The organism is Alcaligenes pakistanensis (genome assembly GCF_014652815.1).
Taxonomy (GTDB): Bacteria; Pseudomonadota; Gammaproteobacteria; order Burkholderiales; family Burkholderiaceae_B; genus Alcaligenes; species Alcaligenes pakistanensis.
In genome coordinates, this window is record NZ_BMZN01000002.1 from 89,360 (window position 1) to 104,479 (window position 15,120).

Sequence of the window (15,120 nt, forward strand, 5' to 3'; positions counted from 1 at the left end):
GCACAGAATCACAAGTCTGGGCTGGTCCTCGTCCCTATACTGGATTCGTTAAGAATCAACTATTCCGTGTGGAGACAGACTATGGGCCAGGATGTACAAGTCGAGCGCAACGCGATTCGCGAACACATGATTATTGACGGCAAGCCCGTCAGTCAATCTCAGGGACCCACTATTCCCGTCTATGACCCGGCGACCGGACAAGTGATTGCGCATCAGCCTGAGGCTGGCGCTCAAGGCGTAGACCTTGCTGTGCGTGCTGCCCGTCAGGCTCTGGAGCAGGGCGAATGGGGCAAAATGCTGCCCGCTCAGCGCGAACGTCTCTTGCTGCGTTTGGCTGATCTGGTTGAAGCCAATGCAGACGAACTGGCCCGTCTGGAAACCCTGAACAACGGCAAACTGCTGTTCTTCTCCTACGGCTTGGAAGTGGCTGCCAGCGCCCAATGGCTGCGTTATATGGCCGGTTGGGCCACCAAGATCAGCGGTGAACTGCTCTCGCCCTCCATCGCCTTTCCTCCCGGTATCAATTACCACGCGTACACGCGCCAGGAGCCAGTGGGTGTGGTCGGCGCCATCGTGCCTTGGAACTTTCCGCTGCTGATGGCCGTCTGGAAGATCGCGCCTGCCATGGCTGCCGGTTGCACCGTGGTTCTGAAGCCTGCTGAAGAAACCCCGCTAACCGCCATTCGCCTGGCTGAACTGGCTCTGGAAGCTGGTTTCCCGGCCGGTGTGATCAACGTGATTACAGGCCGTGGCGAGAGTACCGGCGCTGCTTTGACGGCCCACCCTGGCGTCAATAAGATTTCCTTCACCGGTTCCACAGAGGTGGGCAAGCTGATTGGTCATCAAGCCATCAACGATATGAAGCGCATGTCCCTGGAGCTGGGTGGCAAGTCCCCCGTTGTCATCATGGACGATTGCGATGTGGACATGGCCATTCAAGGGGCGGCCAACGCTATCTTCTTTAACCAGGGACAGGTGTGTACCGCCGGTTCGCGTCTGTTTGTACAAAAAGGTATTTACGAGCGTGTGGTGCAGGGCGTGGCTGACTTGGCTTCTTCCATGACACTGGGCTCGGGTTTTGAGCAGTCCACCCAGATTGCTCCGCTGATCTCGGCACGCCACCAGCAGCGCGTGCAGAACTACATTGATGTGGGTCGCCAGCAAGGCGGCCGCATGTTGGCAGGCGAGGGCGCACGCCCCGAGCAGGGCTACTTTGTACGCCCCACTGTGTTTGCCGATGTGGCACCCGATGCCCGCATCATGCGTGAAGAAATCTTTGGACCTGTCGTGGTTGCGACCCCGTTTGATACCGAGGCGCAGGCACTGGCATTGGCCAACGATACAGACTTTGGCCTGGGTGCCAGCGTCTGGAGTCAGGACCTGGCCCGCGTACAACGTCTGACCGCCGGTATTAAGGCGGGCACGGTGTGGGTCAACACGCACAACATGCTGGACCCCAGCATGCCCTTTGGTGGCTACAAGCAGTCCGGCCTGGGTCGGGAACACGGGCGCGCCGCGGTAGAGGCCTATCTGGAGACCAAATCGGTCTGCATGGCTTACCCGGCAGCCTAGTAAGAACCTGATCAAGGCCTTTTCATGGTTCCCGTTGCCCCGCAAACGCAATGGATGCAAGGCGCAAACCGCAGCAGGTCCGCTCGTCCGGCGAGGATTTGCAACACAGCAGACGTTGTGTTTGCGGGGCAACCCTTCGGGCAAGGCGTTACATTGCCGCACTCGTCGTTGCATGCCTTGCCCAGGCCAATGAGCATGAGCGGCGGCACGCGTCTAGATTGCGGCAATGTAACGCCTTGCGGGAACCATGAAAAGGCCTTGAACAGGTTCGGTATACAGGCGCGAACACAATAACGATACAGTTCGCGCCTTCTTCGAGGAGACAAAAATAATGTACGCAATAGTGCAGCGGACCGCTCTGGCCTTGGCCTTGAGCGGTGTTAGTGTCGGGATTGCCCATGCAGGCGACCCCAGTGCTCGGGATTGGATACCGGCTCCGGTAGGTACCAATATCCTGGCCGTCTACATGATGGGCCTGAAGTCGCACGGTTTCTATGATCAGGGTTCACGAATTGGCGAGAGTCCCAAACTTAATGTGCAAGGCATGATTTACCGCCAGATGCACTTTCGTGAACTGGCCGGTAAAACGGTGCAGTACGAGCTGATTGTGCCCGGTTTTCGCAACACGCTGGACGTCCCTGGGGCAGACCGCGATCGCATGACGGGTATTGGTGACGTGACTGCCGGGGCGGCGGTCTGGTTGCATAACGATCCGGAAAACCGTTTCTGGTTTGCCTGGGAGCCCTTCATTACGGCTCCTACAGGCCGTTACCACGGCTCGCACGCGGATGTGTCCTCGGGTAAAAACCGCTGGAGCACCATTCAAGACTTCGCGATTGTGAAAGGTTTTGGCGAATCCTCCTTTGTGGAAGGCGTGGCGGAATTCGAGTTCTTTGGCAATAACAAGAACTACTACGGCCAGACCCTGAAAAAAGACACGGCAATTCGCCTGATGGCTCTTGTTTCAACCAACCTGACTGAAAAGACCTATGTGGGTCTGCGCTACCGCTATGAAACTGGCGGGCGCGAGCGGGTCAATGGCCAAACCACGGTGACGCGGGCACGCAACCACCAACTGGCGGCTGAAATTACCCATCAGCTCACCGACGCCCACCAAGTGCAATTGCAGTACATCCATGATTTGAAAGTCGAGAATGGCCCGCGCATGCGCGGCCTGCAATTCCGTTATGCCTATGCGTTCTGACAGCGTGGACGCCCATGAGGAGAGACATCCAATGAAGTCTAAATTTAAATTAACGACCGCCGCCGCTATGTTGGGGCTGATGGTACTGGCCGGTGGAGCGCAAGCCCAGGACAAGCCGCTTGAGGTTTTGACCGGTGGCCACAGCGTGTCTGCCCCCCAGGAAAATCGTATCTATGTCATGGACTCGGTGTTCAACCACCTGACTGAAAGCCGCGTGCATGTCTATGACTACACCAACGGCAAATTCCTGGGCATGGTGCCTACCGCGTTCAACGGCCATGTGCAGTTGTCCAACGACGGCAAGAAAATCTACACCATGACCACCTACCACGAGCGCGTCACCCGCGGTAAGCGTTCGGACGTGGTGGAAGTCTGGGACGCCGACAAGCTGACCTTTGACAAAGAAATTTCTCTGCCACCCAAGCGTGTTCAGGGCCTGAACTACGATGGCATGTTCCGTCAGACGACTGACGGCAAATTCATCGTGCTGCAAAACGCCTCGCCTGCGACCTCCATCGGTATCGTGGACGTAGCCAAGGGCGACTATGTGGAAGACGTCACCGCTGCCGCTGGTTGCTGGAGCGTGATTCCTCAGCCTAATCGCCCACGCAGCTTCATGACTATTTGCGGCGATGGTGGCTTGTTGACCATCAACCTGGGCGAGGACGGCAAAGTGGCCAGCCAGTCGCGCAGCAAGCAGATGTTCTCGGTCAAAGACGACCCGATCTTTATTGCTCCTGCCCTGGACAAGGACAAGGCTCACTTCGTGTCCTATTACGGCAATGTCTACAGTGCTGATTTCAGCGGAGACGAAGTCAAGGTTGACGGCCCCTGGTCCTTGCTGAGCGATGAGGACAAGGCCAAGAACTGGGTGCCTGGTGGCTACAACCTGGTGGGCTTGCATCGTGCCAGTGGTCGCATGTACGTATTCATGCACCCCGATGGCAAAGAGGGCACTCACAAGTTCCCCGCCGCAGAGATCTGGGTCATGGATACCAAGACTAAAAAGCGCGTTGCCCGCGTTCCCGGACGTGATGCCTTGTCCATGACTATTGATCAGCAGCGCAACCTGATGCTGACATTGGACGGTGGCAATGTGAACGTCTACGACATCAGCCAGCCTGAACCCAAGTTGCTGCGCACTATTGAAGGCGCTGCAGAAGCTTCCTTGCAAGTTCAGTTCCACCCGGTTGGGGGGCTCTGATATGGACCCGGTCCTGACTTATGCCAGCCTGGCTTGCCTGGCCGTGCTGATGGGGCTGGGGGCGCTGGATAAATTGCGTCACTTCAGCCTGTTCGAGGCAGCGGTCGGCGGGTATCGATTGTTGCCGGAAGTGTTATTACGACCGTTCAGTGTGCTGTTTGTGGTGGCCGAGGCGCTTAGCGCGCCTTTGCTACTGTGGCCAGCCAGCCGTTCGCTGGGGGCTGTCTTGGCCCTGTGCGTGCTGCTGGTCGCCACCAGTGGCATTGTGATTAACCTGCTGCGTGGCCGTCGCGATGTCGATTGCGGCTGCTCCGGACTGGGAGAGTCCTCGGGTGGTTTGTCCTGGTGGCTGATTGCTCGCAATGCCTTGTTGGCCGTGCTGGCGCTGGCCAGTGGTGACTGGGCCATCAACAGTGCCCGTGAACTGGTCTGGATAGATGGTTTGACCTTCTTTGGCGCCACCTTGGCCTTGCTGGGCCTGTACTACGCGGCCAACCAGTTGATCGAATTCCATCTTAAATTCCAGAAAATGCAGAATTCTTAGGAGACCTCAATGACCGCTTTAATGATTTCCAATGTCATTTTGTGGGTAATCGTACTGGCCCTGGTGCTGGTTGTGCTTGCCCTGTCGCGCCAGATTGGCGTGTTGTACGAACGGGTTGCCCCCATGGGGGCCTTGACGATGGATAAAGGCCCGCAAGTGGGTGACGCTGCCCCGGTGATGGAGCTGCAAGACCTGCGTGGTCGTGCTGTTTCCGTAGGTGTGGCTGGCCCCCGTAGCCAGTTGATCTTTTTCATGTCGCCTACCTGCCCCGTGTGTAAGAAGCTCTTGCCGATTCTGCGATCCATTCAGGGTTCGGAGGGTCAGTGGGTTGATATCGTGCTGGCCAGTGATGGTGAGATGCCCGAGCATCTGGCTTTCTACCAGAAGGCGCAGCTGGACAGCTTCCCTTACGTGTTGTCCACACAGCTGGGCATGGGCTTTCAGATCAGCAAACTGCCTTATGCGGTGTTGATCGACGAGAACGGTATCGTGCGCGGCAAGGGTCTGGTCAATTCGCGTGAACAGCTGGAAAGCCTGTTTACCGCTAAAGACCTGGGTGTTGCGTCGGCGCAGGAATATTTGGCCGGTGACTCGGGCATGAAGCAAGTGCAGGTATCACGAAAGGAGAACGTCAATGCGTTGGCTGGATAAATTTGGGGAGAGTCTCTCCCGTTCTGTCGCCCACAAGACCTCGCGTCGCAGCGTACTGCGCTCGGTGGGCAAATTAATGGTCGGTTCGGCCTTTGTGCTGCCGGTACTGCCTGTGGCTCGTGCCGCCGGTGGAGGCGGCAGCAGCAGTGGCGCAGATCACATCAGTCTGAATCCCGATCTGGCGAATGAAGACGAAGTGAACTCCTGCGACTACTGGCGTCACTGCGCGGTGGATGGGTTCTTGTGTTCTTGCTGCGGCGGCACAACCACCACCTGCCCTCCGGGCTCGACGCCATCGCCCATCTCGTGGATTGGCACCTGCCACAACCCGCACGATGGCAAAGACTACCTGATCAGCTACCACGACTGCTGCGGCAAGACGGCTTGCGGTCGCTGCCAGTGCAATACACAAACCCGTGAACGTCCAGGCTACGAGTTCTTCCTGCACAACGACGTGAACTGGTGCATGGCAAATGAGAACAGCACCTTCCATTGCACAACGTCTGTGCTGGTTGGCTTGGCCAAAAACTAAAAAAGGCTCCGGGGCTGCCCGGGCGGTGTAAGGATCTGTCGTTTCGACATGTTCTTTCGCTCTGCGGACAGACCCTGGCGTTGAACAAGGTGCCGGATGGCCTGGATGGCGTCTGGTTACTTAAGGAGGCATCACTGTGTGGACATCTTTGCGCCTGGCCTGTTTGGGCGCCGTACTCCTGGCGTTTACGCCTTGGGCCCAGGCCCAAGAAGAGATGGCCGGAACGGGCGATTACCTGCAAAGCTCTCAGGCTTTTAAAGACTATATGCTGCAATGTGCGGGCTGCCATCGCTACGACGGCCAGGGCCTGACGCATCGCGGTATTCCCGATTTCAACCAGTCCATTGGCTTGTTTACACGCTTGCCAGCCGGGCGGGACTATATGATCCGGGTGCCCGGTGCCTCGCAGTCGCAATTGGATAATGCGGATCTGGCTCGCGTGCTGAACTGGATCGTGGCTAAATTCAGCCCCGAGGAAGTGACACCCGAATATCGGCCCTTTACCTCTGCCGAGGTCGGCGCGTCCCGACGTCACCGTTTTGATGACGTGCTCAAAGCGCGTACTGAACTAACCGTCCAGATGAACAAGCTGGGTTTGGAGCCTGCTCCCTACCTGTATGGTTCCATGGAACGCTGATACAGCGGGTTAACGACCGTAGACGCTTGAATTTTTTAGGGCTATAAGAAAGAGGGCGTTTCTGCCCTCCCATCCCCCCGATCAATAGCGTTGACCGCAAGGGCTCCTCAGGCAATGTCTATGTTATTGCGCACTCCTGCTGCCTCTTTTAAGAGCCTGGCTGCCTGGCAGGAAGTGGTGTGCGCGTATTTCGTGCCGTTGGAGGTTCAACCGGAGTCGCTCCGAGGCTTTTCCAACCGGGCAGCGACGGATCGCATGGGCTCGGTGGATGTCATGGAGCTGTGTACCAGCGCCCAGCGGGTGCGACGCACACAGGCACTGGCCAGCCAGTCGGAGCAGGCGCTTTATAAAGTCACCTTGCAGATCAGCGGCAGCAGCCAGATCGAACAGGATAATCGGACCGGCATTTTGAATGCCGGCGAGTGGGGCATTTATGACACCACCCGCCCTTACGAAGTGTCCGTGCAGGATCAATCTCATTTTCTGGTTTTGCAGTTCGAGGAAGAGCGTCTGCTGCCTTGGCTGCCCTGGTTAAGCGATGCGGTAGCCCGATCCTTCTCGGCCACCGCGGGTCCGGCCCGAATTGCCATGGACATGCTGCGTTTGGGTTTGCAGGAACGAGGGCATTTATCGCCTTCCGCCTTGAATGAGCTGTCTCAAACCGTGATCCGCATGATGGCCTTGAGTCTGGCTGATGGCCGTCCCGTAACGACCGAATCAGCCTTGGACGAAGTGCGACGCGGACAACTGCTCCAAATCCAGCAATATGTGCAGGATCATCTGGGCGATACCGGTTTGAATGCGCAGTCTTTGGCGCTGCAGTTTCGTATTTCGCGCCGCTATCTCTACAAGCTATTTGAGTTCTGCGGCCAGGCCCCCGCTGACTACATCATGGCCGCCCGACTGGAGCGTGCCTGTCAATTATTGGTGGATGGCAAACCCGGCCGACAGATCAGCGAACTGGCCTGGCAAATGGGCTTTTCAGACGCGGCAGTCTTCAGTCATGCCTTCCGGCGACGCTTCGGTATGTCGCCCAGCGAATGGCGACGCAGCCGCATTTGCGGCGATTAAGTACAGGTACGTAGACGCAACTCCGACTTATCGCAAACAGGTCGGATTTCTATTCTAGAAGCTCTCGATTGGGGCAGCCGGTGTGGCTTGCCCGGCTTCTCAAGGACAGTCTCATGCGTCTACACCTCGATTGCGCCCTGTTGCACACGCAGCCTAGTTGGGCCCAGAATTTGCTGGCCATCATCCCGCCCTGCGAGCGTCTGCAACTGCAAGCCTTGCAACTCCCCCCCGCCTCGCAAGCCGATCAGGAATATCTCTTTTTGCGCCGCTCGGCGGCGCTCTTGCTGCGCTTTGACGCTTGCCTGATTCCTATCGAAGCCGCCTCCCTGGTCAATGTGCGTCGGGCCCTGTCGGTGGCTCAGGGGCTCTTGCCCGTACCGATCTTTGGTTTGGTACGCGCCATCAAGGCAGCGGCCCTGACGGATTTGCTGGAATTGGGTCTGGCAGACTACGTCCGCGAGCCTTTATGCCTGGACGATTTGCGCGCCCGCATCAATCGCCAACGTTTGCAAGCGTCTTCCCACGCATTGAATGAACCGGGGCTGTCGGGTCGGATACACTATAGGGTGCAGGAAAACCAGGATCTGGTCCTGCACCCCGGCCCCACGGAGCAGCGCCTGTCGCAAACTATCTTGCAACAGGAAGGGACGACGCTGGAAGCCTATGCCGCTGCAGTAGCCTCGCGCTACGCATGTAGCCAGGAATCCTTCAAAGTTGCCAAGGGACGGATTGTGGCCCGCTTTGAGCAGGCCTATATCCATGCCGCCCTTGATCGCCATAGCGGCAATATCGCCATGGCGGCCCGCTCCGCGCAAAAGCACCGGCGTGCTTTCTGGGCACTGATGCGCAAACACCATATCGATGCTGCACGCTTTCGATCCGCGTCAAACCCAGACGACGAACACGATGGTTAAAATTAACAGGCATTTTTCAATAGGGATTGCCGTGTCTTTACCTCAATTAAAAAACGATGTTTTTCTGCGCGCGCTGTTGCGTGAGCCTGTGCCTTACACCCCCATCTGGCTGATGCGCCAAGCTGGGCGTTACTTGCCTGAATACAATGCGACCCGTGCCCAGGCCGGCTCTTTCATGCAACTGGCCCAGAACCCTGAATTTGCGTGCGAAGTTACTTTGCAGCCCTTGCGTCGTTTCGATCTGGATGCCGCCATTCTGTTCTCCGACATCCTGACTGTGCCGCACGCTATGGGCCTGGGTCTGGATTTCGTGGCTGGTGAAGGCCCGCGTTTTGCTCGCCCCGTGCGTAACGAAGCCGATGTCATGGCTTTGGAAGCACCTGATATGTCCAAGCTGCAGTACGTGTTTGATGCGGTCTCGCTGATTCGCAAGGAACTGGACGGCAAAGTACCGCTGATCGGTTTTGCAGGCAGCCCCTGGACCATTGCCTGCTACATGGTAGAAGGCCAAGGCTCGGACGATTACCGTCTGGTGAAAAGCATGATGTATCAGCGTCCAGACCTGATGCACCGCATGCTGGAAATCAATGCCCGGACTACCCAGGAATACCTGAACGCCCAGATCCGTGCCGGTGCACAGGCTGTGATGCTGTTCGATAGCTGGGGCGGTGTGTTGTCCGATTCCTTGTTCCAGGAATTCTCCCTGGCTTACACCCGTAAAGTGGTCGATGGCCTGATCCGTGAACACGATGGCCAACGTATACCCGTCATCGTCTTTACCAAGGGCGGCGGCATGTGGCTGGAAGATATCGCAGGCTGCGGCGCAGATGCCATGGGTGTGGACTGGACAGTGAACCTGTCCCGTGCACGTGCTCGTATCGGTGACAAATTGGCCCTGCAAGGCAATCTGGACCCCATGACCATGTTCGGTGGCGAAGAAGCCATTCGTCGTGAAGCCCGTCGTGTTATTGACGACTTCGGCCCTGTGGGTCAGGGCGGTCACGTATTCAACTTCGGTCACGGTATTTCGCGTTTCACCGACCCGGAAGCCGTGGGCATTCTGGTTGATGAAGTGCACTCTTACAGCCCTCGTCACCACAGCGTTTGATAACTTTTGCGCGCAGGCTGCTGCAGCTTGTGCGCAAAGTTATGCACACAGATAGTCTGGAATTTGAGTCTTTTTTATTTAAGATTTAATTTCAATACCCAGTTTTAATTGCTTGATATTGTTGTGTTTTATATTTGGTTCAGCGATATTGGAAATTAAATTGTATCTGGGCTTGCTTCTTTGTTATTTTTGTTCCTGACATTTTCCCCAAAGTTATCCACAGATCTCTAAGCTCTTGACTTATCAGGCTTTCAACCCGGCCAGCTCCTTTTGAAACACCATCCATGACCGCCACTCCTGACGCCACTCCTGCTTCGGCAAGCACCGGACCTTTCTGGTTGCACGTAGCTTTGGACGTCCCTTTGGATGGGGTGTTTGATTACCAGCACCACGAACCGGTTTTGGTGGGGCAGCGCGTCATCGTGCAGTTTGGGCGGCGTCAAATGATAGGTGTGGTGGTGGCTTTGCCGGAGCAACCGTCGTACCCGCCGGAGCAGGTCAAGGCGATTGAGCAGGTGCTGGACGATTTGCCGCCGTTTCCTGCCGATTGGTTGCGCATGGCGCGCTTTGCGTCTACCTACTATCACCGTCCGTTGGGTGAGGTCATGATGCCGGCCCTGCCAGGGCCGCTGCGAAAACCCTCTGCTTATTTGGGCAAGCGTTCAGCAGGTGGCCCGGTATTGCGCATGGCTAAGCGCAAGGAAAAGAAGGTCGATCCCGTAGATAGCGATGTTCTGCCTGTTCTGAATGCTGAGCAGCAGGCGGCGGTCGAAGGCATTGTGGCGGCCAAACCTGGCAGTTGCCTCTTGCTGCATGGGGTGACTGGCAGCGGTAAAACCGAAGTCTATATGCGGGTACTGGAGCAAGTGCTGGCCGCTGGTCGGCAGGTTTTGTTCATGGTTCCCGAAATCAACCTGACGCCGCAATTCGAGCAAGTCTTGCGGGCCCGTCTGGCGCGTGTGTTACCAGGCGATGTGCTGGCCGTGCTGCATAGCGGTCTGTCCGAAGGAGAGCGGTTACGCTCCTGGCTGCGCGTCAACAGCGGTCAGGCGCGTATTTTGTTGGGCACGCGCCTGTCCATTTTTACGCCCATGCCAGAGCTGGGCCTGATCATCGTGGACGAGGAGCACGACAGCTCCTACAAACAGCAGGACGGCCTACGTTATTCCGCTCGGGATCTGGCCGTCTGGCGTGGCTACGATCTGAAAGTGCCGGTGGTACTGGGTTCAGCAACTCCTTCGTTGGAAAGCTGGAACCATGCACGCCAAGGGCGCTACAGCTTGTTGAGTCTGCCCAAACGTGCTCGGGAAGTGTCCATGCCGCGTGTGCGTCTGGTCGATACCCGCCATTTGCGCTTGGAATCCGGTTTTTCCCCTCAACTGCTGGATGCCTTGGAAGCCTGCCTGGAGCGTGGCGAGCAGTCTTTAGTCTTCATTAACCGGCGCGGTTACGCTCCTGTATTGCATTGCGCCTCTTGTGGCTGGCTGTCTCAATGCCCGCGTTGTACGGTCTATACCGTGCTGCATAGGCAAAATGGCTACAAACATAATTTGCAGTGTCACCACTGCGGATATCAAGCTCCTGTCCCACATGCCTGCCCAGATTGTGGCGACCAGGATTTGCAGCCCATGGGCCGTGGTACGCAACGTATTGAAGAGTTTCTTGGTGAGCGCCTTCCCAATGCCCGTCTGGTGCGCATCGATGCAGACAGCACGCGCTTGAAAGGCAGTGCGCAGCAACTCTTCGAGCAAGTGCATGCGGGTGAAGTGGACATCATGGTGGGTACCCAGATGGTGGCCAAAGGCCACGACTTCACGCGGCTAAGCGTGGTGGGTGTTCTGAATGCCGACGCCACCCTGTTCGCTCACGACTTTCGCGCACCTGAGCGTTTGTTTGCTCAGCTGATGCAGGTGGCTGGCCGTGCAGGCCGTCACACAGAAGGGGCCGATGTCATCATCCAGACAGGCTATCCCGATCAGCCTGTCTATCAAAGCCTGATCAAGCACGACTACATAGGCTTTGCCCAAAGCGCCTTGAACGAACGCGAATCGGTAGGCTTGCCACCCTTTGCCTATCAAGTGCTCTTGTCAGCCGAAGCTCCGCAATTGGCTGATGCCATTCGTTTGTTGACTGAGGCGCGTCGTTTGCCCGAGGACTATCCCAACGAATTTCCGGGTGCGGATCAGGTTTTCCTGTACGATCCTGTGCCTTTACGAGTTCTGCGTGTCGCCAAAGTCGAGCGAGCTCAGTTGCTGTTGGAAAGCGCGCATCGCCCAGCTTTACAGGCTTTTGTGCGATATTGGGGGCCGCGAGTTGCGCAGTTGGCCAAGCAGCATAAAGTGCGTATTACGATCGAAGTTGATCCTCTCGAAATTTAGGGCCTGTAAAGGTCAGGTAGCTAGGGGGCGGTAATGTCGCTCTGACTTTAGTTTGTCTCGTCCCTATGCCGTTTGCGTGACACCACCCTCATCATTGTCCAGCTGCACCTTGTACCCGTATAAAAAACGTTAAGAGTTGAACGCCGTTCTCCTGTTTAGTACTCACTGACTCCACCATGTCCACCTCCGTCACTACTCCCGGCCATACTGTCCCCACCGACCTGAACGCCATGCAGCGTCAGGCTGTGTTGTATATGGACGGGCCCTGTTTGGTGCTGGCCGGGGCGGGTAGTGGCAAGACACGCGTTATTACGCAGAAAATTGCCTACTTGCTGCGAGAATGCGGATACACGGGCCGACAAGTGGTGGCGCTGACTTTTACCAATAAAGCGGCTCGTGAAATGAACGAGCGAATTCGTGCCTTGGTAGACCCCAAGCTGCTGCGTGGCCTGACGGTCAGCACCTTTCACTCCTTGGGCCTGCGCATGTTGCGTGAAGAAGCGCAGCACGTCGGTTTGAAGCCGCGCTTTTCCATTCTGGACTCTAACGATGCCTTGGCGATTATTCAGGAGCTGTTGGCCACGACCGATAAAGGCCGCCTGAAGTCTGTCCAGCAAGAAATTTCCCTGTGGAAAAATGCCCTGATGGGGCCGGACGATGCCGAACGTGCTGCCAATTCACCCAGCCAGATCGAAGCCGCCCGTATTTATCGCGACTACGCCGCCACCTTGATCGCCTATCAGTCGGTGGACTTTGACGATTTGATTCGTCTGCCTGCCCAGCTGATGGAAGACAACGAAGAAGTTCGCGAGCGTTGGCAGCGGCGGGTGCAGTATTTGCTGGTGGACGAATATCAGGACACCAATCTGTGTCAGTACCGGCTGGTGCGTTCCCTGACCAGTCAGCGCAATATGTTTACGGTAGTAGGCGATGATGACCAGGCCATTTACGCGTGGCGTGGCGCTACGGTAGAAAACCTGGCGCAGCTACCCAGCGATTACCCAGATCTGAAAGTCGTAAAGCTGGAGCAAAACTATCGCTCAGTTCAACGGATTTTGCAGGCTGCCAATAATGTCATTGGCAATAATCCTGTCGTGTTCGGCAAAAAACTTTGGTCGGACCTAGGTTTTGGTGAGCCTATCCAGGTGCATGTAACAGACGACGAACAAAACGAGGCTGATACCGTTGCCATGCGTTTGTCGGCAGAACGCTTTGAGCGTCAGGCTGAATGGCGCGACTTTGCGGTTCTGTATCGTGGCAACCATCAGGCCCGGATTTTTGAGCAGGCACTGCGTAACTTACGTATTCCCTACACCATCTCGGGTGGCCAGAGTTTCTTTGACAAGGCCGAGATCCGCGACATTCTGTCTTACCTGCGGATTGTCGCCAACGAAGACGATGATCCCGCTTTCATCCGCGCCGCCACCACGCCACGACGTGGTATTGGGCAAGCCACCTTGCAAGTGCTGGGCCAGTTTGCAGCCGAACAAAAACTGTCTTTGTACGCTGCCGTCTCCCAGATTGCTTTGACCGATCGTCTGGCCGAACGACAGTTGGAGCCTCTTAGCGTCTTTGGGCAGTTCATAGGCCGTATCCAGCAAAGAGCGGACCGGGTAGAAAGCGAACAGGAAGGACATGACACGGCCGTCAGCGAGCTGCTGGACGAGTTGCTGCGCGCCATCGACTACGAACGCTATCTGTACGATATGTTCGACGAACGCCCCGCGCAGAGTCGCTGGGAAAACGTGCTGGAATTGATTAGCTGGCTGAAATCCAAAGCGGCAGACGATCAGCTTAGTCTGAACGATCTGGTGCAACGCGTTGCATTGATCACCATGCTGGAGCGCGGTGAAGACGAAGACCCGGATGCCGTCAAACTCTCTACCTTGCATGCCTCCAAAGGATTGGAGTATCCGCATGTGTTCTTGGTCGGGGTGGAAGAAGGTTTGCTGCCGCATATCGGGCGTGACGACGAAGATATCGACCCGGATAAAGAGGCTGATATTCTGGCGCAACGTATCCAAGAAGAACGACGCCTGATGTACGTAGGCATTACCCGAGCCCAACGCAGCCTGCGATTGAGCTGGTGTAAAAAGCGCAGACGCGCACGCGAGAACCTGGTGCGTGAACGTTCCCGCTTTATTGATGAAATGAAGATCGAAGATCCTGGTGCCCAGGAAGATCCCGCGCAGGCGGCCTTAAGCCCCAAACAGCGCTTGGACATGCTCAAGAATTTGTTGAACAAGTCCTAACTCGTTTCCAGAGACCGAGGCTTATTTGGGACTTTGCCCCTGCTTTAAAACCCCTTAGTGCTTCAGGCCAGCTTTTGCTGGCCTTTATCTATGCTCGGACGGCTGATGCCTGTACAGCTAGAGATGTGAGTCCGTCGTAGAAACACATCCCGCTCTTGGCAATAGGGGACGGATAAGTAATCAGGAACGTAAGCCTAGTGAGGCAACGTCATAAGCTGTGCATTAATACGATAAGCAGCCACAAAGCACCGTGTTAACAAATGCACAAAAAACAAAAGCCTGCTAAATCAGCAGGCTTTTCAACAACAAGCGGTGTTTTGCTTGAGCGTTACAACGGTGATGCGTGGCTTACCAGTAGCTGGCCGACATGCGGGAATCACGGATGCGGGCTTCGTTCAAGGCATGGGTCAATTCGACCATGTACTTGAACACCACGTTGGCGGCTTTGGAAATTTGCTTGGCCGCTGCTTTGGTCAGTGCAGTTAAAGACACGGATTCACCATTTTCCAGGGCATTCTGCATTACCCCACGCTCAACAGCATCGCTCCAGTGAATGTAGTGCGAGTAAGTGGTCATGGTAGACATTTGCTTTCCCTTTAAGGTGAAGGTCTAAGTTACGAATCCTCATTATAGGGTTTTCCCTAGCCTTTAATCAAGGGTAAACCCTAGTCATCGAGGTATTTGTAGCTTTTAAGGGAAAACCCTAGGATTTCAGGGAAAGCAAAAAGGAATCAAAGGCTTATAAACGCTGGGTTCCAGCTGTTTTAGACAATTTCAGGTCGTAGGTCGACGGGCATCGGCAATATGAAAGATGGAGCGGTTGGGTCAGCCTGTACAAACACACCGTAGTCTCCAAACCACCAAGAAAAGCAGGAAAAAACACCCCCAAAAGGGGGCCAAAAGTTTTAGAGCGCAGTCACCTTGCCGGTACTAAGCCAGCCGTTTCTGTGTGGTCCTGAGGGGGTGGGAGCGATTCAGAGTACCTGCCAAGGGAACCGGTGCATAGCACCGGCAAGTGCTCAGCTCCGGCCCCCTCAGGACCACACAGAAACG

13 protein-coding genes are annotated in these 15,120 nt (G+C 56.1%); 12 read left to right on the plus strand and 1 reads right to left on the minus strand.

Annotated elements, in window-relative coordinates; translation table 11 throughout:
- Window positions 1–81 precede the first annotated feature (81 nt).
- The 12 genes from IE156_RS05430 (at window position 82) to IE156_RS05485 (ending at window position 14,067) form a co-directional block, all read left to right on the plus strand.
- Window positions 82–1,572, plus strand: coding sequence for an aldehyde dehydrogenase family protein (locus IE156_RS05430; protein WP_189391529.1), 1,491 nt, complete (start codon window positions 82–84; stop codon window positions 1,570–1,572).
- A 331-nt stretch (window positions 1,573–1,903) separates the two neighbouring features.
- Window positions 1,904–2,776 carry a transporter gene (locus IE156_RS05435; RefSeq protein WP_189391530.1) on the plus strand — a complete coding sequence of 291 codons (873 nt, stop codon included), beginning with the start codon at window positions 1,904–1,906 and terminating at the stop codon, window positions 2,774–2,776.
- 31 nt (window positions 2,777–2,807) lie between these two features.
- Window positions 2,808–3,980, plus strand: a complete 1,173-nt coding sequence (locus IE156_RS05440; protein WP_189391531.1) for an amine dehydrogenase large subunit — start codon at window positions 2,808–2,810, stop codon at window positions 3,978–3,980.
- A 1-nt stretch (window position 3,981) separates the two neighbouring features.
- Window positions 3,982–4,524 (plus strand): MauE/DoxX family redox-associated membrane protein, encoded by a 543-nt coding sequence (locus IE156_RS05445; RefSeq protein ID WP_189391532.1) that lies wholly within the window; start codon window positions 3,982–3,984, stop codon window positions 4,522–4,524.
- A gap of 9 nt (window positions 4,525–4,533) precedes the next feature.
- Window positions 4,534–5,175, plus strand: a complete 642-nt coding sequence (gene mauD, locus IE156_RS05450; RefSeq protein WP_189391533.1) for a methylamine dehydrogenase accessory protein MauD — start codon at window positions 4,534–4,536, stop codon at window positions 5,173–5,175.
- Window positions 5,159–5,707: an aralkylamine dehydrogenase light chain gene (locus IE156_RS05455; RefSeq protein ID WP_021447059.1), complete on the plus strand. Its 549-nt coding sequence runs from the start codon at window positions 5,159–5,161 to the stop codon at window positions 5,705–5,707. Before mauD ends, IE156_RS05455 begins: the two co-directional genes overlap by 17 nt.
- Window positions 5,708–5,843: 136 nt before the next feature.
- On the plus strand, window positions 5,844–6,344 hold the full coding sequence (locus IE156_RS05460) for a c-type cytochrome (RefSeq protein ID WP_189391534.1): 501 nt from the start codon (window positions 5,844–5,846) through the stop codon (window positions 6,342–6,344).
- A 120-nt stretch (window positions 6,345–6,464) separates the two neighbouring features.
- A complete protein-coding gene (locus IE156_RS05465; RefSeq protein WP_189391535.1) occupies window positions 6,465–7,415 on the plus strand; it encodes a helix-turn-helix domain-containing protein in 951 nt (316 codons plus the stop codon).
- A gap of 113 nt (window positions 7,416–7,528) precedes the next feature.
- Window positions 7,529–8,329, plus strand: coding sequence for a hypothetical protein (locus IE156_RS05470; RefSeq protein WP_189391536.1), 801 nt, complete (start codon window positions 7,529–7,531; stop codon window positions 8,327–8,329).
- A gap of 31 nt (window positions 8,330–8,360) precedes the next feature.
- Window positions 8,361–9,437, plus strand: coding sequence for a uroporphyrinogen decarboxylase (hemE, locus tag IE156_RS05475; RefSeq protein ID WP_189391537.1), 1,077 nt, complete (start codon window positions 8,361–8,363; stop codon window positions 9,435–9,437).
- A 284-nt stretch (window positions 9,438–9,721) separates the two neighbouring features.
- Window positions 9,722–11,815, plus strand: a complete 2,094-nt coding sequence (locus IE156_RS05480; RefSeq protein WP_189391538.1) for a primosomal protein N' — start codon at window positions 9,722–9,724, stop codon at window positions 11,813–11,815.
- Between the two features lie 176 nt (window positions 11,816–11,991).
- On the plus strand, window positions 11,992–14,067 hold the full coding sequence (locus IE156_RS05485; RefSeq protein WP_189391539.1) for a UvrD-helicase domain-containing protein: 2,076 nt from the start codon (window positions 11,992–11,994) through the stop codon (window positions 14,065–14,067).
- Between the two features lie 348 nt (window positions 14,068–14,415).
- On the opposite strand, the gene IE156_RS05490 is transcribed toward IE156_RS05485, so the two are convergent.
- Window positions 14,416–14,652, minus strand: a complete 237-nt coding sequence (locus IE156_RS05490; protein WP_229841047.1) for a hypothetical protein — start codon at window positions 14,650–14,652, stop codon at window positions 14,416–14,418.
- Window positions 14,653–15,120 lie beyond the last annotated feature (468 nt).